Annotated in this window: 17 protein-coding genes; 9 read left to right on the top strand and 8 right to left on the bottom strand. The window is 61.0% G+C overall.

Annotated elements, in window-relative coordinates; all coding sequences use genetic code 11:
- Positions 1-158: 158 nt before the first annotated feature.
- A complete protein-coding gene (bktB, locus tag EP837_RS16280; protein ID WP_066531698.1) occupies positions 159-1,340 on the bottom strand; it encodes a beta-ketothiolase BktB in 1,182 nt (393 codons plus the stop codon).
- 118 nt (positions 1,341-1,458) lie between these two features.
- On the bottom strand, positions 1,459-2,154 hold the full coding sequence (locus EP837_RS16275; RefSeq protein WP_066530932.1) for a TetR/AcrR family transcriptional regulator: 696 nt from the start codon (positions 2,152-2,154) through the stop codon (positions 1,459-1,461).
- 148 nt (positions 2,155-2,302) lie between these two features.
- On the opposite strand from EP837_RS16275, the gene EP837_RS16270 reads away from it, so the two are divergent.
- Both EP837_RS16270 and EP837_RS16265 read left to right on the top strand, forming a co-directional pair.
- Positions 2,303-2,707, top strand: coding sequence for a VOC family protein (locus EP837_RS16270; protein ID WP_066530930.1), 405 nt, complete (start codon positions 2,303-2,305; stop codon positions 2,705-2,707).
- Between the two features lie 53 nt (positions 2,708-2,760).
- Entirely contained in the window at positions 2,761-3,810 is a 1,050-nt protein-coding gene (locus EP837_RS16265) for a hypothetical protein (RefSeq protein ID WP_066530928.1), read from the top strand.
- A gap of 70 nt (positions 3,811-3,880) precedes the next feature.
- On the opposite strand, the gene EP837_RS16260 is transcribed toward EP837_RS16265, so the two are convergent.
- Positions 3,881-6,388 carry a TonB-dependent receptor gene (locus EP837_RS16260; RefSeq protein ID WP_066530926.1) on the bottom strand — a complete coding sequence of 836 codons (2,508 nt, stop codon included), beginning with the start codon at positions 6,386-6,388 and terminating at the stop codon, positions 3,881-3,883.
- A gap of 278 nt (positions 6,389-6,666) precedes the next feature.
- Between EP837_RS16260 and EP837_RS16255 the strand changes: the two genes are divergently transcribed.
- Both EP837_RS16255 and EP837_RS16250 read left to right on the top strand, forming a co-directional pair.
- Positions 6,667-7,326, top strand: a complete 660-nt coding sequence (locus EP837_RS16255; protein ID WP_066530924.1) for a TetR/AcrR family transcriptional regulator — start codon at positions 6,667-6,669, stop codon at positions 7,324-7,326.
- Between the two features lie 149 nt (positions 7,327-7,475).
- On the top strand, positions 7,476-8,156 hold the full coding sequence (locus EP837_RS16250; protein ID WP_066530922.1) for a TetR/AcrR family transcriptional regulator: 681 nt from the start codon (positions 7,476-7,478) through the stop codon (positions 8,154-8,156).
- A 20-nt stretch (positions 8,157-8,176) separates the two neighbouring features.
- Here EP837_RS16250 and EP837_RS16245 read toward each other — a convergent pair whose 3' ends face one another.
- From EP837_RS16245 to EP837_RS16235, 3 genes are read right to left on the bottom strand one after another with little or no spacing between them, the layout of a single operon-like run.
- The gene (locus EP837_RS16245) at positions 8,177-9,175 is read right to left on the bottom strand and encodes an alpha/beta hydrolase (RefSeq protein ID WP_066530920.1); all 999 of its coding nucleotides are present in this window, start codon (positions 9,173-9,175) and stop codon (positions 8,177-8,179) included.
- Positions 9,176-9,199: 24 nt separating this feature from the next.
- Positions 9,200-10,450 carry an MFS transporter gene (locus tag EP837_RS16240; RefSeq protein ID WP_225870618.1) on the bottom strand — a complete coding sequence of 417 codons (1,251 nt, stop codon included), beginning with the start codon at positions 10,448-10,450 and terminating at the stop codon, positions 9,200-9,202.
- Between the two features lie 45 nt (positions 10,451-10,495).
- Positions 10,496-10,954 carry a VOC family protein gene (locus tag EP837_RS16235; protein WP_066530916.1) on the bottom strand — a complete coding sequence of 153 codons (459 nt, stop codon included), beginning with the start codon at positions 10,952-10,954 and terminating at the stop codon, positions 10,496-10,498.
- Positions 10,955-11,346: 392 nt separating this feature from the next.
- Here EP837_RS16235 and EP837_RS16230 point away from each other — a divergent pair, with 392 nt between their 5' ends.
- A complete protein-coding gene (locus tag EP837_RS16230; protein WP_197486356.1) occupies positions 11,347-12,564 on the top strand; it encodes an amidohydrolase family protein in 1,218 nt (405 codons plus the stop codon).
- Between the two features lie 39 nt (positions 12,565-12,603).
- On the opposite strand, the gene EP837_RS16225 is transcribed toward EP837_RS16230, so the two are convergent.
- Positions 12,604-13,308: an aspartate/glutamate racemase family protein gene (locus EP837_RS16225; RefSeq protein ID WP_066530911.1), complete on the bottom strand. Its 705-nt coding sequence runs from the start codon at positions 13,306-13,308 to the stop codon at positions 12,604-12,606.
- 94 nt (positions 13,309-13,402) lie between these two features.
- Between EP837_RS16225 and EP837_RS16220 the strand changes: the two genes are divergently transcribed.
- On the top strand, positions 13,403-14,206 hold the full coding sequence (locus tag EP837_RS16220; protein ID WP_066530908.1) for an SDR family NAD(P)-dependent oxidoreductase: 804 nt from the start codon (positions 13,403-13,405) through the stop codon (positions 14,204-14,206).
- A 10-nt stretch (positions 14,207-14,216) separates the two neighbouring features.
- On the opposite strand, the gene EP837_RS16215 is transcribed toward EP837_RS16220, so the two are convergent.
- Entirely contained in the window at positions 14,217-15,467 is a 1,251-nt protein-coding gene (locus EP837_RS16215) for a TetR/AcrR family transcriptional regulator (RefSeq protein WP_066530906.1), read from the bottom strand.
- Positions 15,468-15,591: 124 nt separating this feature from the next.
- Between EP837_RS16215 and EP837_RS16210 the strand changes: the two genes are divergently transcribed.
- From EP837_RS16210 to EP837_RS16200, 3 genes are read left to right on the top strand one after another with little or no spacing between them, the layout of a single operon-like run.
- Positions 15,592-16,452, top strand: a complete 861-nt coding sequence (locus EP837_RS16210; protein ID WP_082919752.1) for a TauD/TfdA dioxygenase family protein — start codon at positions 15,592-15,594, stop codon at positions 16,450-16,452.
- 13 nt (positions 16,453-16,465) lie between these two features.
- A complete protein-coding gene (locus tag EP837_RS16205; protein WP_066530901.1) occupies positions 16,466-17,320 on the top strand; it encodes a hypothetical protein in 855 nt (284 codons plus the stop codon).
- Positions 17,317-19,044: an N-acyl-D-amino-acid deacylase family protein gene (locus tag EP837_RS16200; RefSeq protein WP_066530899.1), complete on the top strand. Its 1,728-nt coding sequence runs from the start codon at positions 17,317-17,319 to the stop codon at positions 19,042-19,044. The genes EP837_RS16205 and EP837_RS16200 overlap by 4 nt, the downstream gene beginning before the upstream one ends.
- The last annotated feature ends 79 nt before the right edge of the window (positions 19,045-19,123 follow it).

Raw genomic sequence — 19,123 nt, 5'->3', positions numbered from 1 at the left:
AATTCGCTCCAGGCGGGCAGCAGATCGGCAGCCCTTCTGTCTCAACGCACAGCAAGTGATTGAGTTCTGGTCGCAAGGAGCAGAATTAAGATTTGTGGCGAAACCAGCGGCGGCAAATCCATCCCACCGCTCGCGCCCCTATATTCATCGTTCAGGAATCAGCTGACATTCTCGATCACTAGAGCGATGCCCTGCCCACCGCCGATGCACATGGTAATGAGGGCATAACGGCCGCTGGTCCGCTTCAACTCATAGGCGGCTTTGATCGTCAGGATCGTGCCGGTCGCCCCGACCGGATGGCCAAGGGCGATGCCCGAACCATTGGGGTTGAGCTTCTCACGATCGAAACCCAGCGTGTTGGCGACAGAAAGGGCCTGTGCGGCAAAGGCTTCGTTGGCCTCGACCACATCCATCTGCTCCAACGTCAGGCCCGCGCGCTTCAGGGCTACGGGAGCGGCCTTGATCGGCCCTTCACCCATATATTCGGGCTCGACGCCCGCATGACCCCAAGCCAGGATCTTCGCCAGCGGCTTCAGCCCGCGGCGCTCGACCTCGCTGCCGGTCGCCAGGACCACGGCGGCCGCGCCGTCGTTGATGCCCGACGCATTGCCAGCGGTAACCGTGCCATCCTTCTTGAACGCGGGGCGCATCGCGGCCAGCGTCTCGGCGTTCGTGTCGGCGCGTGGATGTTCGTCGGTATCGAAGATGGTCACGCCCTTGCGCGTCTTCACCTCGACGGGAACGATCTGCTCCTTGAAGCGACCCTCGGAAATGGCTCGTACGGCGCGCTGATGGCCTTCAACTGCCAGCGCGTCCTGCTGTTCGCGAGTGATGCCATGCCGTTCGGCGCAATTTTCAGCGGTGACACCCATGTGATAGCCGCCACCTGCATCCTGCAGGCCACAGACCAGTGCGTCTTCCACAGGATTGTCGCCCATCTTGCGGCCCCATCGCGCGCCATGGTCATGATAGGGCACGTTGGACATCGATTCTGCGCCACCTGCGACAGTGATGTCGGCCTCGCCCAGCTTCATCATCTGCGCGGCGGACACGATCGCCTGGACGCCCGAACCGCACAGCCGGTTGAGCGTCAGGGCGGGAACCTCAAGCGGCACGCCCGCATGAAGCGCGATGGTGCGCGACAACATGCCATCGCGGGCACTGGTCGGCATGACTTGGCCGATGACGACATGGCCGACGTCACTTGCCGGGACCCCGGCGCGGTTGAGCGCTTCCTTCACCACGATGCTGCCCAGCTCCGAAGGTTTGAAAGGCTTGAGCGAGCCGCCGAAATCGCCGATCGCCGTGCGCGCGCCGCCGACAATATAGATATCTTCCATCACATGGTCCTTTGAACGATTGGCCAGGCGTGCACCCACTGCCGAAAAAATCTGACGCCGCTCATGCCCCGCTACACGAAACTGTCAAGGGCGCTTCGCAACGGGACGGCATATGCCTTCACGTACCGGCGCGGTTCGCCACCATGCGTTCCAGAGCGCCGATCAAGCAGTCATAGCCCATTGTCACAATCTCTTCCCGCCTGATGGTGGGTAAATAGTGCCGGCGTTCCATATCGCAACGCTCCGCGTCGCTCGCCGCTGATGCCGGGTCGAGCTCGAAATCCCCGGCAATCGCGCGGTTCAGGGACGCATGATATTCGATCAACAACATGCCCGTGACCTGCCCTTCGAACCAGGCATGGAGAAGCGTCAACTCCCGCCCCGAATAGCCAAGGCCATGAAGGACATCCAGCAGCAGCGCACGGACGTTGATCCAGGCGGAGGATGCCTGGCTGTTCGTCGCCATCACCCGGAACGCCACTGGATTGCGATCAAAAAAACGGTCGATTTCATCGAGCCAGGCGCGCAGCCGCTGCTGCCAGGGTGCGTCCGGTCCCGGATCGTCGAAATGGAAGCTCGCAAAAACATCCGCAGCGACGGCGGCGAGCAAGGCTTCGCGGTTGGGGAAATAATTATAGATGGATGAACTGGGCACGCGCAGTTCCCGCCCCAGCATCGCGAAGGTGATTTCCTCCGGCTGCTTCACCAGCAACATTTCGCGAGCCTTGGCGACGATCAACGCTGCCGTAATTTTGGCGGGACGCCCCCGCCCGGCGCGCACCGGCGCGGCCAATTGCTGCAAGTCAGAATCCATTACGCCATGACCGGCCAAACGGTCATTTTGTCAAGCCACAGATCCAGTCTTTCCGTATTTTAGGAATAGATGCCAAAAATTCCTTGTCCCGCCTGCATGACCGGTGCAACAATCGCGATCAGGAATACGCAAAGAGGGAGAGGAACTTATGGCACAGAGCGCCAGCACGGGTTTCAGTTTCACCAAGCTGATCGTGTCCGACGTCGATAATCTTTACAGCTTCTACAATCGCGTCTTCGGCCTGGTGGAAAAGACGCGCGTCCAGCAGGGGGAAGGCGAGCATGAACTGGACGAGATCATCATGGGCGCCGATGAGGCGGGCTATTCCAGCCCGACTCTGGTGATCCAGCGCTTTCCCAATCGCCCCATTCCCGACCGGGGCGAAGTGACGCTCGGCTTCGTGGTGGATGATGTCGATGCCACCGTCGAAAAGGCCTGGGCAGAAGGCGGCAGCGTCTATCGCGCCGCCCATGCCCAGCCCCAGCATGGCGTGAAGGTGGCTTTCATCAAGGACAGCGACGGCCACCTGATCGAAATCGTCGAGATGCTTTGATCAGCACTAAGCCGCCGGTCAACAGTCAAATTGGCGGCAAGTAGGAGAGGCAAATGAAAACAGACTTGGCAGACACGTTCCGCCCTATTGCGGAACCGCAAATATTGGATAGCGTCTATAGCGAGGACCAATATCATCGGCTGATTGGCGTAGTGCGCGATCATGGCCCCTGGCCGATGATCTTGGCGCATCATTTCAAAACGCCCGAAGAAGTGATCGCCACCAGTTCGGGCGAAATCCCCGAAGACGGCACGCTGACGTGGGAGCCGTTCCTAAACCCTGTGTTCCGCGGCTACCTCGCGCGCGGAGGAGTATGCCTCTATCCAGAGATAGAGGATTGCTACACAAATCCGTCCTTTCTGGACAAGGCGCGCGCCTATTATGGCGCCAAATATGCCCAGCCTGAGTCCATGCTGTTCAACATTTCAGGCCCCTGCGGTGGCGGCGGGTCGCCGCACGTAGATGGCACGCGGTTCCGCGGTCTCAATCTCGACAGCGCGCCGGTCTGGTTGCTGAACATCATGGCAAAGTCCGGCCTGTTCAAACGCTGGCAGGCGAAGAAGGCGCAGGTCATCGCCTGGTATTATCGCGGCAAGGTGGGCGGCAGCTTCACCTATTGGCCCGATGGTCCGCGCAACGCCCCCAAGCAGTTGAAAGCGCCGATGTGGGGCAAGGGCGTCGTCGTTGAAAATGAAATGATGTACCACACGGCTGAAGCGAATGGGCCGTCGGCGCTGCGCCGTCCCCAAGAGCTGGCCTATGAAAGCCGGATCGGCGCGGGCGCGGATGGCTGGCAGATCACCACCCAGGACCGCGTGATCCAGCAAATCCCCGACGAGGAAATTCGCTTCCTGGTCCATTGGGGGGCGCAGCTTTTCATGGATTATGACGAACTTAAGGTCTCGATGGACCATAGTGACGATCTGACGGTGGAGCGCGCCATCGGCATGTTGATCGCGGACCTGCGTTCACGCGGCGAGACATTTGAGGAACCGAGCGATCCACTGAATGATCGCGCCTTCGTCCGCCTGCTGATCCGCGTCTATGACCTCGGCAAGCCGGTGATCTTCCCGCCCGAACCGATCGAAGAACTGGCTGCCTAAACCAGGCTTCGGGTACCAAAGAAGGGGCCGCCCGGAACGCCCGGGCGGCCCCTCTTCTGTTTCAGCTAACTCAGCGTTCGCCGAAGCTATAGCGCAGCTTGATGCCATACATGCGCGGTTCGCCATAAAGCGATGCGAAGATGCCGAGGCCATTATAGCTGTTGGCATTGGCGACACGGTACAGCTTGTTCGTCGCATTGGTGACGAACAGGCTTGCGTCCAGGCCCGTCTGGCGAATGTTCCGCCAGTCGAGCGACATGTTCAGCAGGCCATAGGCTTCCAGCATCGATCCCGGCTCGAAAGACGGATCACCCGTGGGCGATGTATGCTGTTTAGAGAAGTGCGAATAGCTGATGAGGTAGGACAGCTCGCCCAAATCCTCGCCCATCGGCAGCTTCGCCGTTGCATGGATATTGTAGATGTACGGCGTCACGAACTGGAACGGCAAGCAGCTCGCATCCACCGTGCCGCCGAAGTTGACACGGGCGAAGCCGCCGCCTGGAAGGCAGGTACGATCCGAACCGAGCGAAGTGAACTGGTACTTCTTGTAATCGGCATCGGTGTGACTGAACGTGCCACCAATCTCCAGTCCATCGAACGGACGGATCGACGCTTCTGCCTCGACGCCCTGAATGGTAGCGCTCGCCGACAGGATCTTGGCGCCGCCAGCGAAGGTCGTCAGGTTGAAGTCGGAACCAGGACGCTGGATATTCTTATAGTCCGAATAGAAATAAGTGACGTTCAAACGGCCCGGCACCGAACCCACGCGCCAATCGGATTTGAAGCCAGCTTCATAGCTGGTCAGCTTTTCGGGATCGAACGTACGGAATTGGGGGTTCACTGCCACCGAATTGAAGCCGCCGGCCTTATAGCCGCGCGTGACCTTGCCATAAACCATAAGGCCGGAGAATGGCTTGTAATCCAGTCCCACTGTCCAGGTCGGAGCCTTGGTCTTGAGTGTCGCGTCAAAGCGGCAATCATCGCCCGTGGCCCGGATCGTATTATCGACTGAGCAACGGACGGTGCCGTTCGCCAGCGGTGACCAGGACGCCGAGAAGCCCTTCACCGTGTCCCAGGTATAGCGGTAGCCCGCCGTGAAGCGCAGATTTTCCAACGCTGCGGAGAACGCACCGAAATCCAGCGTGCCTTGCCCGTAGAGCGCCTTCGACTTGTTCGTGACGCCCGCTCTGCCACGCGATCCAGCGCAAGTAACAGGATTGCCGGTATTGATGGGGGAGCAGAACTGCACCGCTGCGGATTCCCACAGACCTGCCGGCTTGGTGTCGATGTAGAAACCACCGACGGTATAGGTCAGGTGATTGTCCAGCATATTCCCCTGAAGCTGTAGTTCCTCGGTGATCTGCTTCAGATAATCACGAGGGTGCGCCACCCGGACCTCATTATTATAACCCGCGACGGGGATCCCGAACTCGTCCGTCAAACCCGGAACGGGGAAGTCCGGGAAATTGGCGTTCTGACTGATCTGATACCCCTGCAGCGGCGTACCGTCATTGTCATTGCCATAATCGGACTTCAGCTTCTGATAGCTGACAATATTGCGCAGCTTCAACTCGTCGGTCAATTCAAGGTCAGTGGTGTTGATCGCGCCCCAGGCGTCGATGTTGGAATAGCTGTCGGCGTCGTTGCGCGTCTTGCGCGGACCGATCTGCTGTGAAATCTCGGTCTGGCGATTGTAGATCGCGATACATTGGGGCGTACCGCAGTTGCCGGTGACCAGACTGGGAATACGGAAGCCGCGATTGATATAACCCGCGCCATTGTTGCGCGACTTTGATCCATAGACCATCAGGTTGTTCGACAGCCGATCGGTCGGCGTCGCAAGGATGCTCACGCGGCCGGTGTACCAATGCTGATTATCGCGATCCTTGTCCCAGACAATGTCTTGGGTGTAGCCGGTCCGGTCATAATAGGCGCCAGCGACGCGGATGGCGAGCTTGTCTTGGATGATCGGCACATTGAGCGCGCCCTCGATATTCACCAGGTCATAATTGCCATAGGCGCCCTGAATATAGCCTTCTACATGGTCGGTCGAAGGCTTGTGTGCCGAAAGCAGCACAGCGCCACCGGTCGTATTACGGCCAAACAGAGTGCCCTGCGGACCGGAAAGCACCTGCACATTTTCAAGATCGACGAACTGACCCGGGCCGCCTTGAAGGCTGAGGCTGATCGATGCGACCAGCGGCACTTCGTTCAGGTAAGTCGCCACCGAAGGCAGCGCGAGAAAGCCGGTCGACTGCCCACGAATGGAGAAGCTCTGCACATCACGGCTCGCCTGACCCTGGGTACCCACCACCAGCGAGGGGACGTTGCCGTAAAGCTTCTGCGGTTCGGTGATGTTCAGTTCCCGCAGCTTTTCGGGCGAGAAGGCACTGATGACGATCGGCACATCCTGCGCGCGTTCTTCGCGCCGCTGTGCTGTCACGATGATATCGCTGATCTGCGCGCCCTGCGCGGGTTCGGCCTGCGGAGCGGTCTGCGCTTGCGCGGGACCCATGGCTCCAAGAAATGCAGCACTCGCCAACAGCGATACGGCATAACCCCTTTTTAAATTATCCATCCCGTCTCCTCCTCATTTTCGAATGAGATTTGAATTTTGTTTAAAGAGGGGGTATAAAGCTCGATCGGCGGTTTACCCGCTCGCTGCATCGTGCCTTTGCACCTCCCCTTGCGCTTCTGCGCTTGGGGATCATGGCGTAGGAAGCGACGGCTTATGAATGCCATCGGCTTGGTTCCGGATATGTGGAGCAATTACCTCCGATCCGACCATTAATGGGTCTAGTTATCGATCGATAACTAAAGATAGTCAAAGTTTGCGCGCCCCGCTAAAGTGCGGCCATGACCAGCATCGCGCAAAAACCCGTTAGCGAACTATCCCTTGCCCGGACAACCAAGGGGCAAAGGACAACCGATAGGCTGCTCGACACAGCTGAACTCTTGTTCGCGCAGCAGGGCTATGAAGCGACATCGCTGCGCGACATCGCCGCCGCCGCCAATATTCAGCAGCCCGGCCTTTACAAACATTTCGAAAGCAAGGATGCGCTCTATCATCGCGTTCTCCAGCGGGCGCTGCAGCCACTGGCGGACGAGATGGATGCAACCATCGCCCGGTCACCGCAGGAGGCATCCTTCCGCACTCTCGGGGGTCGGCTGGTAGATGTGCTGGCGCGGCATCCCAACGTCCCGATGCTGCTCATCCGGTCCCTGCTGTCACCACCCTCGCATCGGGACGATATCGGCATGGCCTGGGTTGACCGGCTCGCCGACTATGGGCGGCGGATCACGCGCGCGGCCGAATTCGAACCGGCGCCGGAGGATCTAATCCTTCAGATCATAGCGATCTTCAATCTCATGTTCGGCTATTTCTGGGCGGCCCCTCTAGCGCGGAACTTGTCAGGGATGGACCCGCTGTCTCCCGAGATGATCGAGCGGCAAAAACAGTTGATCAACCGTTTCATCGAGGCCCTCGAACGAGGGTTTGGGCGGGGGGAATCATGAGATAGCACGGCAGGATCGCCACCCATACGCGCATGTGATTGCCTTGTTTCTCCAGCGTAAATGCCTAAGCTGCGCCCCACCATTCCCGGAACGCTCGCCTGACAACGAGTAGTCCGCCTCTGCATTTCCCCGGAGTGATATTCCAGCCGATGTCCGCCACTCGCCTTTCCAGCGCCGGCCGCCGCGCCTCAATCATTGCCGCAGCGAAAGCGGTCTTTGCCCGGCACGGGCTGGAAGGAGCCCGCACTCAGCAGATCGCCCGCACTGCGGGCATTTCCGAAGCGCTGCTATTCCGGCATTTCCCCACTAAGACGCACATTTATCGCGCGGTGTTGCGGGAAGTGATCGCCGATCAGAACGCAACCTTCCAGTCTTACGGTCAGGCCGCCCCCAGTACCGAAGGTCTTCTTGAAATTCTCCGCCGCACGATCAGTCATGCCATGCAGGGAATGGGCGCATCCAACGCGGAAGGGATGCGCATGGTCGTGGGCAGCCTGGCGGGCGACGGGGGTTATGCGCGCCTGGTTTATCGCCGAGCGCTGCGCCTCACGCTTCCTAACCTTGAAGAAGCATTGGAAGCGGCACGCGCTGATGGGGGCATCAGCGGTGAGATAATCTCGGCCACCAACGCCGCGGCGTTCATGGAAAATATCAGCACAATGATGATGATGGCGCGCTGCCATGAGCGGATTGCCATCCCCTATGATGAGGATGACAATCGCACCTTGCGCGACGCGATCCTTTTCTGCGCTCGGGGCATAGGCATAGCCGAAGCGCGGATCGTTCAATTTCTGAACCAGATGAAACCCGCAGCGCAGGGAGACCGGTAGGGGCCGGTCTCCCCGCCGGTTCAACGCTTGGACCGCAAATGGCGCAGGAAGTAGTCGCTCATCACCTCGATCGCTTCCTGCGCTTCGGGAAGATGGGTCATGTACCAATGCGCGTGCGGCATGGCTTCGAACACGAACAGATCAGCCTCCGCGCCAGCACGGCGCAGGGCGCGGTGGAAACTGGCCGTGGCGCTGAGCACGGCGTCCCGCGTGCCGCTCATGAGCAGCGTTGGCGGGAAACGCGACAGATCCCCATGGATGGGAGAAACCTCCGGGGTTTTCGGGTCCGCGCCGCCCAGATACGCCCGAATTTCGCTGATCTCATGATCGGTCGGCAGGATCAGGTCGCCCCAAAAGCCCATCAGCGTGAAGATTTTCGCCGTGTCGCCGAGGTCGCTCAAATCCCCGCCAGCGGTGAAGATTCCGCAGCAAGCCGGCAGCGGCAGCCCCTCACGTTCCAGCCGCATGATCGTCTGGCCGGTCAGGAAACCGCCGGCCGATGAGCCGTAAATGCCGATCTGATCAGGGCGATGATGGTCCAGCATCGATCGATAAACGGCGACCGCATCATCGACTGCCGCTGGATAGGGATGTTCGGGCGCCAGGCGGTAATCGACGGCGACTACCGCCACCTTGGCCTGATGCGCGACCGGAATGGCTTCGATCAGAGATCCAGAGCCCATAACGAAGCCCCCGCCATGCAGGTTCATCAAGGTCAGGCCCTTATTTTCCTCCGGAATATCGTGAGGCTTGACGAGGTGGCACCGCACCCCGGCGATCTCGATTTCCTGCACCTCGACCGGATATTGCTGCAGCGCTGCTTCACCGCCCAATTTCATCTGTTCATCGACGAAGGGCCGCAACGCCCACATAGGCAGGCGTTCCGCGTCCGGAACGGGCGGCTCAGCCCAAGGCGGGGTAGCCAGAAACGTCTGCGCCTCTGCACTGACCGTCCGCGGCACAGGCACGACCGCATTACCCAGTTGTACCGAACCGTCTGCATCAATCTGATAGGTCATGAATTTCCCTTTCTTTTCGGGAGATCAAACTGCGGGGGCCTGTACCTGGCGACCAGCGCGCGCCATGCCGAAAAACAGCAGCGCTATGATGACACAGCCGCCAATGAGCATCATCGCCACAGGCCCATAGCCGCCGATTATGTCGCGCAGCACGCCCGCGAGCGGCGGTAGAAAGAAGGTAAGCGGCAGCGTCACCACGCCGAAAAGACCGATGACCCGAGGCAGCGAATCCTGACCGAACAGGCGAGCGGACAGCATGTTGACGGCCGGGAACACGCCTGCCCCGCCAGCGCCCAGCATCAGCGATGCCAAAGCCATGAGGGGGAAGGATCTCGTGCTGAGCAGCGCCAGCCAACTGAGCGCCAATCCGGCAGCAATCAGCCCGAGCGAAAATGGCGCGCCCAGGCGACCACAGAGAAAGCCGATGACGAGCGAACCGATCACCGCCGCGCCGCCCATGATAGAGAGCAGGCCAGCAGCCTCGCTCGCCGCCACGCCCCGCTCAGCCACAAAGGCGACGAGGTGCGAAACAGCCGTAATGCCCACGGCGCTAAGGTAACCGGCTCCCAGGCTTATTACCCAGAAGGCTGGACGGCGCAGCAGCGCGCGGGCGGACATCATCGCACCGCCGCCATGGCCATGCCCATGGCCCAATTGCTGCCCCGCTTCAGCTGGCGCGTCCGAAACTCCCAGCATGACAGGCAGCAGCGCCACGTGCAAAGCCGCCAGAGTCAGATAGAAGGCGCCAAGGCCATGGTCGCGGATCACAATCAACCCAACCATCGGCAACAAGGCAACGAACAGCGGCGTATTCGCTATGCCTAACGCCGTGCCAGGATTGCGCCGAAACCAATTACTGGCGAGTACGCTGGCAGGAAAGGGGCCGAACATCGCGAGGCCGACGCCGATCGGCAGTGCGTAAAGCAGCAGCACAACAGGCATGCTCGGCGCGATGGCCAGCAGCGCATAGCCCGCGCCGGAAATTGCCGTGCCGATCGTCATCGTCCAGCGCAGACCAATGCGGCCGATCAACGCGCCAATGAGTGGACTGACAAGGCCCAGCACCAGCACGCACAAAGCGAGCGACAATGTCGTCGTGCCCCTGCTGGCGCCGTAAAGTTGCTGCAGCGGCAGAACGGACACGCCGAAGCCGCCAAAGGCGCAGCCCACCGCCACATTCTGCGCCAGGAAGGCTCGGGCCACCATCATCCGGCCCTGCCCTGAAGGTCCGCCGGTCACGTCCCCGACAGCGGCTGCTCCAGTCATCCCATTCATTCACGTGTCTCCTGTTTGCGCCGGGCAAGGGCGGAGGGCTTGTCGTCAGCCTTGTTGCTGGTCGTAGCCGGTCCAACCGCTCGTGATCTGGACCAGTTCTATGCGCGTCCCGTCCGGGTCAGCGCAGAAGATGAGTTTTCCATAGCCAAGGTCGGACAGGGTCCCGTCCAGCCTCGATCCGCCAAATTCGACTACGCGCGCAGCCACTTGTTCCAGATCGTCAACCACGAAGCAAAGATGGGGGCGGCCGGGCAGATTGGCTGGGCGGGGATCCGCGCCGCCAGCAGGCGGCCGGTCCTCCACAGTCCACAACTCCATCCGCATGCCCTGCTCATGCCGGATGAACTGGGTGCGGACCATCGCGCCCGGCATTTCCAGCAGGGGCCCTGGCACGTCGGTGCGCCCATTTTCCTGCGCTTCAAAGCCGAGTCCCTCAATGTAGAAGCGCGTCGAAAGCGCGATGTCAGCGACATATATGCCGAAATGGGGAAAGCTTTTGATCATCCATCCTCGCCCAGGCGAACTTCGCTTTGCTCTTTCAAAAGCTGCACATGCGGTTTGGCGGCGCGCAGGATCCTGCTATCCAGCCGGGCTGTATAAAAGGACAATGCTGCACCCGTTACTCATTTTCGCAGTCGACCCCGACTCGGATTTTCTATTCTGCCATGCTTCGCACTCCTCGTTTCTGAAATGCGTAGAAGCCAGAGGCAAGCAGGAATTAACAACACACAGTGTATCAGCAAAGTCAGCTTAGCCGCGATCACGCTGCGCCACGAGCGATGCGGCCCGCAATATTGCAATTTCCGGGTAGGCGGATGGACGATGCACAGAGAGATGCGTAAATCTTCCACGGTCTGAAATCCGTCTGGCAAATGCGGATCAGCAAGGAGAGAGCGATGACTCTGGTAATCGATGTCGATGCGCATTTCGAACCGGGACCTGAATGGCTGGCCAATTATCCTGATTTGGCGAAGCGGCTTCCTAAGCTCGATGGCGGCGCTCTGGCGGTAAAGGTGATCTGCGGTGATCTGGTGCGGTCCATTCCCGACGACCGCCGCCCTTCCATGGAGGAACTAACGCCCCCTGGCCTCCTCACCCTGTTCGCCAAGGAAAAGGCGGATGAAAAAGGGCGACGCGCCGAATTTGAAGGCAAGAACCAGATGGAGGTCGCCAACACCAAGGCGCGCCTCAAATGGATGGATAGCCAGGGCATCGACCTGCAGAATGTCATTTGCCTGTCGGGCATTACTTATCAGACTTTCATTGATGATCCCTCGCTGCGGCAGGAAACCATCCGCACCGCCAATGACTGGCTGGCCGACACGTGCGACGAAGGGGGCGGGCGGCTGTTGCCGGTGACCGCGCTCGATTATGAAGATCTGGACTGGGCGATCGCCGAACTCAAACGCATGCGCCGACGCGGCAGCCGGATTGTCCTGATCCCCGGCGCGCCGGTCGCCGGCAGGTCCATCGTCCATCCGGATTGGGACCCGTTTTGGCGCGCCGTGACCGACAGCGGCATGATCGCCATGCTGCACACAGGTTTTGAGCGCATGTCCTTCGATCCGGGCTGGTCAAACATGGCGGCCGATCCTACCTTGCTCCGCCAGTTTGGCGGCGGGTTCCGCCATGTGACGGCGATGATGAACATCAACGCGATGGTCTTTTCGGGACTGTTCGAGCGGCATCCTACGCTGACTGTCACGATCGCAGAACTTGGTATCGGCTGGATGCCTTTCGTCCTCAATGACATAGACGAACGCGCCACGCCCACGGCCGAACTGTTCCTGGGTCAGTGGAAATATCCCATGAGGCCCAGCGACTATGTTCGCCGCAATGTTCGCGGTACGCCGCTCAATTGCGGCAGCGATAATCCGCTCGACCTGATCATGGAACAACTGCCGGAGGAGATGCTGATGTTCTCCTCCGACTTCCCGCACTTTGAGGGCTTTGCCGACCCGTCAGGCCATTATCGCGAATTTTTCGACAAACATGCCGACCGCTTGCCAGCACGCCGCCAAGATTTGTTCATGGGCGGCAACTTTCTGTCGGCTTTTGAACGGATGGGCGATCCGTTGATCGTTCCGGCGCGTTCCGAAACATTGGCTGTCTAATCAAAGGAAGGGGTCGGAAGATATTCCGCCCCTACCCAGTCAACGCGTCTCTTCGACCAGCCGCCGCAACTTGCGCGCCGCCATCTGCGGTGTAGTCAGCACCGGTTCGGACCGGATCTGCCGCACCAGCGGAGCAGCGCGCGCCATCGAGAATTGTCCTACCACGATGACGTCCACCGGCGGCAATGCCTCCGCAGCGGCTACGCTAAGCCGGTCATGCTCGTCCCCATCACCTGCCTGCAACGCTTCCAGCGCGCCGGTCGCGACCGCCGGTATGATTACTGGCCGCGTTTGACCGACAGCATCGGCCATCGCATGGATTTCGCCCTCTAGGGGGGCGACAGACCCCTGGAAGGTCAAGAGGAGGCCCACACGCCCGCCGCCTTCTTTCCCCTTGCAGAGCGCCAGCACCTCATCGAACGCGCCTTCGTTGGGCGTCACTACGGGTATGGAAAGGTTTGCCTTCACCCGTTCGATGGCGGGGCGGAAAGCGGAGCAGGTGAAGAGGATGCCTGCCGTCTCGGCCTGCCCGTCATTGGCCCCGGCGGCGTAACGCCCAAGAGCCTGGAACCGATCATAGATCGCCGGGCTGATTTCGCCGATGGTAGCGAAGTCCGATGCGAGCGAGTCATCGATCAGATTATGGACAGCGGCTTCAGGCCATTCTTCGCGCATGGCCGCCATGGCTGGACCCGGCGACTGTGCCAGGGCGCTGATCATCATAATGCGGGGCGCATTGCTCATTCCGCTCTCTCCATCCGAAAAGTTGCCACGCCGCAATGACGATGCCATCAGCGCGGGGCAAGGGTGAATCGCTACGCAAAACGGAGTGTGAGGGATGTTGAGACTGGACGGACGCGTCGCGATCGTGACTGGCTGCGGTAGCCAGGCTCCCGGCTGGGGCAATGGCAAGGCGATCGCTACCCTTCTCGCGCGGCAGGGGGCGACGGTCTATGGCGTGGACCGCAATCTGGAAGCCGCCGAGGCGACGAAGGAGATCGTCGCTGGCGAAGGCAATATCCTATACGCCGCGGCAGGCGACGTAACCGATTCCGCGCAGGTCAATGCGCTGGTCGCCGACTGCGTTGCCCGCTTCGGCCGCCTAGACATTCTCATCAACAATGTCGGCCAGTCGGAACCGGGCACGCCCGAAACGATGGAGGAAGCGGTCTGGAAGCAGCAGCTTGACCTCAATCTCACCAGCGCCTTCCTGACCAGCAAGGCCGTCCTGCCGATCATGACCGAACAAGGGTCGGGCGCGATCGTCAATGTGTCGTCGATCGCGGGGCTGCGCTGGGCGGGCAAGGACCAGGTCGGCTATGCCGCGGCCAAGGCAGGGCTCATCCAGTTCACGAAGGTGACGGCCGTAGCCTATGCGGCGAAGGGCGTGCGGCTGAACTGCGTCGTTCCCGGCCTGATGTTCACCCCTTTGGTGGAGCGCTTGGCCCAGCGCTACAACAAGGGCGACTTTGAAGGGATGGTGGCAAAGCGCCATGCTCAGGTACCGATGGGCCGCATGGGCGACGCCTGGGACATCGCGCATGCCACCTTGTTCCTCTGTTCCGACGAGGCGCGTTACATCACCGGCACGGAACTGGTCGTCGATGGCGGCATGACCGGCTTTACCGGCTTTCCGGGCTGAACCCAGCTATTCAAAGCTGGCTGATAAAGCCATGCAGGAAAATGGCTGCGGCGCGCTGCGCATAACGCCGCCTTTCCTGCGCGGAAACCGGATGCCCGCCTGCGAACAGGCGGTTGCCGCGCAAAGCGAGCACCAGCAACTGGCGCGCGTGCCAGTCTGCTTCTTGCCCCATGCCAAGGCTGTTCAGCCAGCGAGCCAGCTCCGACACCCAGGGCGCGCGCAGGGCGATATAGACATGGCGCGCCAACGCAGCATCGCGGCGAGACTGGCTGATGACGACGCGATGCAACTGGATCGAAGTGGCGGACGCAAGGATCGCCAAGGCCGCTTCGACATAAGCCGCCAGCGCGTCCACGTCAGCCTGGCCTTCGGGCAGCGCAGGGGGGACTGCTGCGCGCGCGCACTCCTGCACCAGTGCCCGCATGGCGGCTGTGAACAGGCCCGCCTTGCTGGAAAAATGGCGATAGAGGGTGCCGCGCCCAACCCGCGCCTCCTCGCCGATCAGGTGCAGATTGGCGCCTTCATATCCCTGCGCCAGGAAATGACGCCCAGCGACGTCGAGCAGCGTGCGGATATGGGATGGCGGCTCTTCGAATGGCTCGGCCTCGGCGGACGGCATCGGATCGGGCCACGGCAGGCCGGGCGCCGTGGCGCTGCCTATGCCCTGGGCGAACAGAGCCGCGGCGTGGTGCGCGATCCGGTGGCGCGCTTCGGGCGGCGCAGCAGGAAAGCCCATCAGTACCACCGGTCCTTCAACCGCCAATGATCCGAAATCCAGCGCCACTTCCAAAGGCACGGGGCGATCGACGCCTTTTTCCCGCGCATAATTTTCGAGCGCCTGCCGCACAGGTTCTAAGCGCATGCCCTGCCCATTTTGCAGTGCTGATGCGAGGTCGGGCATCTTGTGCGCCACGCCCGCCGCGACCCACAGGGCACTAAACATGCCCTGATCCAATGCGGAATCGAGTATGGCGCGGGCAAGACCCGCCAGTTCCGAACCGCCGCTCGCCGCGCTTTCATGGACGGCAGCGGCGCGGGCGACGAACTTGGCCCCCTGTTCGTCCAGAGCCGCGCGGAACAGCGCCTCCTTATCCGCGAAATGGCGGTAGATGGTTTCCTTGCTCACACCCGCCGTGCGTGCGATCGCATCGATGCTGACCGCGTCAAACCCGCGCTCGACAAACTGTGCGCGAGCGGACGCCAGAAGGTGCCGGACGCGCGGCGACGCCACATCCGTCCTCGCCTCCGCTGCATCTCTCATCCGGCATTCCTGCTAAACATCAGAGCGCTATATCAGCACGGCGCGAGGATGCACCCATGCTTCTTGACGACAACCGAACGGTTCGATACCGTTCGGACCCATAATGTAGTTGGGAGAGCGACTCATGGACAGTCCATGGACGGAGCGACCGTTGACGCCGTTCGGCATGGAAATCGGCATTCGGCTGGAATGGCCGCTGCCGGAAGGTTTCGAACAGCGCATGGTCGATCTGTTCAATCGCCATAAGCTATTGGTCTTCCGGAACCAGCAATTGGCGGAATCCAACCAGGTAAAGCTGCTCGAAAATTTCGGCCGGGTGCTTGGCTCGCACGGCGAATATCGCGAGATTTCAACCGATGGCGGGCTCGGTTCAGGCCCTCTCACCTGGCATAGCGATCTGGCCTTCACCGAAGAACCATTCAAGGTCATTTCTTTGCATGCCGTCGCTGTGAATGACGGACAAAGCTATACCGATTTCGTCAACGGCGCCGATACGGCGGTGGCCCTGCCGGAAGACCTCATGGTCAAAATAGCCGATCGGAAAGCCATGACCATGATCGCCCCGATCCAGACGCACCGCACGGTCGGCTACGACAGTTCCGACGAAATGCCGCATCAGATGCGCCCCCTCATCATCCCCCATCCGCGCACCGGGGAACCTGTCCTCTACATCAGCAACATGCAGACAGCGCGCATCATGGGGATGGAGCGGGACGAAAGCGACGCGACGCTGAACGCGCTGTTCGTTGAACTTTACCGCGACGACCGCATCTATCGCCACCGCTGGAATAATGGCGACATCGTTGTCTGGGACAATATCGCCTTGCAGCACGCGCGCGGCGACCTGACGGGCATGACGCCCCGCCGGCTGCAGCGCGTCGTCGTCGCTGACAAGAGCTTCTTCGACCTGCTCCCGCAATTTGAGGTGGGCGACAAGCGGGTCAGCGCCTGGGGTTCAGGCGGCAAGCAACTGGTGCTCGACTAAAGGAACACGGAACATGGCCGAAATCCCCTATCTGCTGCGCGGCGTAATGCCCGTCGAAACCGAAAGCAGCATCCTCATCTCTTCCTCCAAATATCTGAACAACCCGCGCCTGCGCGAATGGCTGGCGATGATCCTGCTGCGGAAAAATGGGCCCGACATGCCCGCCCCTGCCGAGATGTACGAATTCCTCCCGATCCTGGAATCTCTACGCGATTTCGACGCGATCGAGGAAATGTTCTCGGCAGAGCGCAAGGTGAACCCGCAACTGGACGCCTGGTTCAGCGAAGGTTTCATTTCGACCTACACCATCGAAGAGTTCGCCCAATATGCGCCCGGCTCCCTCGGCGGCATCTTTTACAAGCAGATGACCGAGGGCGATTATGAAATCCAGATCACGCCCTGGAAGGAGCCCCAAACGCAGCTGGAATATTATAATCTGCGTTCCGGCCAGACGCATGATTTCGAACATATTCTCACGGGCGGCGGCTTCAACTTCATGGGGGAGCTGGTCCCCTATTGGTATCGTCTGACCAATGTGCCCAAACATATGCACAACCCGCATCTCGCGGCCGAAGTGAACATGATCCACATCTTTGGCTCGCTCCGCTATACGGTCCGCACCATGCTGCACTATCCCGAAGTGTGGCCCACCTGCGTCAACGCGATCCAGCGCGGCATGAAGGTGGGGCAGCAGAGCGATGCCCTCTTCATGAAGAAGCTGGAAACCGTATTCCACCTGCCGCTCGCCGAGGCGCGCGAGGCGCTTGGCGTCCGGGGCGCGGAAGATGTCGATACGTCACGCGAAGGCGCTTTCTGGGCATCAGGCGGCAAGGTCGCGCTGGACCCGATTGCGAGGGCGGCGGAATGACCGAAACCTGCGATCTGCTCATTCGCGGCGGGACGATCGTCGATGGCGATGGCGGTGAACCCTTCACCGCCGACGTCGCCATCCGTGACGGCCGCATCGTCAGCGTCGGCGCATTCAGCGGCGAGGCGAAGGTAGTCATCGACGCTGCGGGCCTTACTGTCACGCCGGGCTTCGTCGATATCCACACCCATTATGATGGTCAAGCCGTCTGGTCGGAGGAACTCTCCCCCTCCTCCTCTCATGGCGTGACCACTGTCGTGATCGGCAATTGCGGCGTCGGCTTCGCGCCGTGCCGCGCTGCCGATCACGACCGCTTGATCCGCCTGATGGAGGGCGTGGAGGACATTCCCGGCGTCGTCATGGCCGAAGGGCTCAGTTGGGATTGGGAGAGCTTTCCAGACTATCTGAACGCACTCGACGCCCGCCGCCACGATATCGATGTCGCCGCGCTGTTGCCCCACAGCCCGCTCCGCGTGTTCGTGATGGGTGAGCGCGGTGCGCGGCGCGAGCCCGCCAGGGCGGAAGATCTGGAGCAGATGCGCGCACTCACGCGCGAAGCGCTGGACGCCGGGGCCATCGGCTTTGCGACGTCCCGCCTGCTGATCCACCGCACCAAGGCAGGTGAGAATATTCCGAGCTACCAGGCCGATGTCGAGGAACTCAAAGCCATTGCGGGCGCCCTGCGCGACGCAGACACGGGCGTGCTGCAGATGGTGCTGGACGCCCCCTTTCAAAGCTGGTCGGACGAACTTTCCCATCTTCTGGAGGTCGCGGAAACAGCGGGCAGACCGGCCACCTTCACCCTGGGCACTCCCAACGGCGGTGAACCAGTTTGGCAAGACGCGCTGCGCATTTGCGAGGAAGCCAATGAACGCGGCATGACGATCAGCCCGCAAGTGCTGCCCCGCCCCGTCGGCATGATTTGCGGCTTTGAACTGTCCAGCCATCCCTTCAGCCTCTGCCCCAGCTACGAGGCGATCGCGGGCTTGCCGCTGGAAGAACAGCTTGTGCATCTGCGCGATCCCGCCTTCCGGGCGAAGCTGCTCGCCCAAGCGCCGCATGAGGGGAACCCCCTGGCGATGATGACGCGCAACTGGGACTGGATCTTCCCGCTATCCGACCCGCCTAATTACGAGCCCCCGGCCGAAAGCAGCATCGGCGCGCGCGCACGCCGCCGGAACGCCGCGCCTGAAGAAATCGCCTATGATCTGCTGATGAACGGCGGCGACGGACGCGGAATGCTCTATGCCACGCTCGGCAATTACTACCGCAACCGGCTCGATACGGTCCATGACCTCATCAATCATCCTGCGACGGTGATGGGCCTTGGCGATGGCGGCGCGCATTATGCCGCGATCTGTGACGCAAGCTATCCGACCTTCCTGCTGACCTACTGGACGCGCGATCGCGACGGTCCCAAACTGAGCGTAGCCAAGGCGGTGCAGGCGTTGTCGTCACGACCTGCCGAAACCATGGGTCTGCGCGACCGGGGCAGGATTGCGCCCGGGTATAAGGCGGACATCAACATCATCGACCTGAACGGGCTTCATCTGCAAGCGCCTTATGTGCGCCACGACCTGCCGGGGGGTGGGCGCAGGCTGGATCAAAAGGCGACAGGCTTTGTCGCAACGATCGTCTCGGGCGAGGTGATCCGCCGCAGCGATGAGGCGACGGGTGCAAGGCCAGGCCGCCTCGTGCGCGGGGCGCAGGCGGTGCCAGCTTAGGTCCCCCCGGTTCGTCCTGCGTAGCCGTTGAGCTTGTCGAAAAGGGCGTATCGAAGGACATTCCCCTCGATAGGCGCCT

Source organism: Sphingobium sp. EP60837 (assembly GCF_001658005.1).
Classification (GTDB): domain Bacteria; phylum Pseudomonadota; class Alphaproteobacteria; order Sphingomonadales; family Sphingomonadaceae; genus Sphingobium; species Sphingobium tyrosinilyticum.
Note: the sequence above shows the minus strand (reverse complement) of the source record. Positions and strands in the feature narration are given on the sequence as shown.

Bases quoted from the DNA above. Each gene is read 5' to 3' on its own strand.
- bktB (WP_066531698.1), bottom strand. From the start codon at position 1,340: ATGGAAGATATCTATATTGTCGGCGGCGCGCGCACGGCGATCGGCGAT.
- EP837_RS16270 (WP_066530930.1), top strand. From the start codon at position 2,303: ATGGCACAGAGCGCCAGCACGGGTTTCAGTTTCACCAAGCTGATCGTG.
- EP837_RS16220 (WP_066530908.1), top strand. From the start codon at position 13,403: ATGTTGAGACTGGACGGACGCGTCGCGATCGTGACTGGCTGCGGTAGC.
- EP837_RS16260 (WP_066530926.1), bottom strand. From the start codon at position 6,388: ATGGATAATTTAAAAAGGGGTTATGCCGTATCGCTGTTGGCGAGTGCT.
- EP837_RS16230 (WP_197486356.1), top strand. From the start codon at position 11,347: ATGACTCTGGTAATCGATGTCGATGCGCATTTCGAACCGGGACCTGAA.
- EP837_RS16245 (WP_066530920.1), bottom strand. From the start codon at position 9,175: ATGACCTATCAGATTGATGCAGACGGTTCGGTACAACTGGGTAATGCG.
- EP837_RS16210 (WP_082919752.1), top strand. From the start codon at position 15,592: ATGGACAGTCCATGGACGGAGCGACCGTTGACGCCGTTCGGCATGGAA.
- EP837_RS16255 (WP_066530924.1), top strand. From the start codon at position 6,667: ATGACCAGCATCGCGCAAAAACCCGTTAGCGAACTATCCCTTGCCCGG.
- EP837_RS16225 (WP_066530911.1), bottom strand. From the start codon at position 13,308: ATGAGCAATGCGCCCCGCATTATGATGATCAGCGCCCTGGCACAGTCG.
- EP837_RS16200 (WP_066530899.1), top strand. From the start codon at position 17,317: ATGACCGAAACCTGCGATCTGCTCATTCGCGGCGGGACGATCGTCGAT.
- EP837_RS16275 (WP_066530932.1), bottom strand. From the start codon at position 2,154: ATGGATTCTGACTTGCAGCAATTGGCCGCGCCGGTGCGCGCCGGGCGG.
- EP837_RS16205 (WP_066530901.1), top strand. From the start codon at position 16,466: ATGGCCGAAATCCCCTATCTGCTGCGCGGCGTAATGCCCGTCGAAACC.
- EP837_RS16265 (WP_066530928.1), top strand. From the start codon at position 2,761: ATGAAAACAGACTTGGCAGACACGTTCCGCCCTATTGCGGAACCGCAA.
- EP837_RS16250 (WP_066530922.1), top strand. From the start codon at position 7,476: ATGTCCGCCACTCGCCTTTCCAGCGCCGGCCGCCGCGCCTCAATCATT.
- EP837_RS16215 (WP_066530906.1), bottom strand. From the start codon at position 15,467: ATGAGAGATGCAGCGGAGGCGAGGACGGATGTGGCGTCGCCGCGCGTC.
- EP837_RS16240 (WP_225870618.1), bottom strand. From the start codon at position 10,450: ATGAATGGGATGACTGGAGCAGCCGCTGTCGGGGACGTGACCGGCGGA.
- EP837_RS16235 (WP_066530916.1), bottom strand. From the start codon at position 10,954: ATGATCAAAAGCTTTCCCCATTTCGGCATATATGTCGCTGACATCGCG.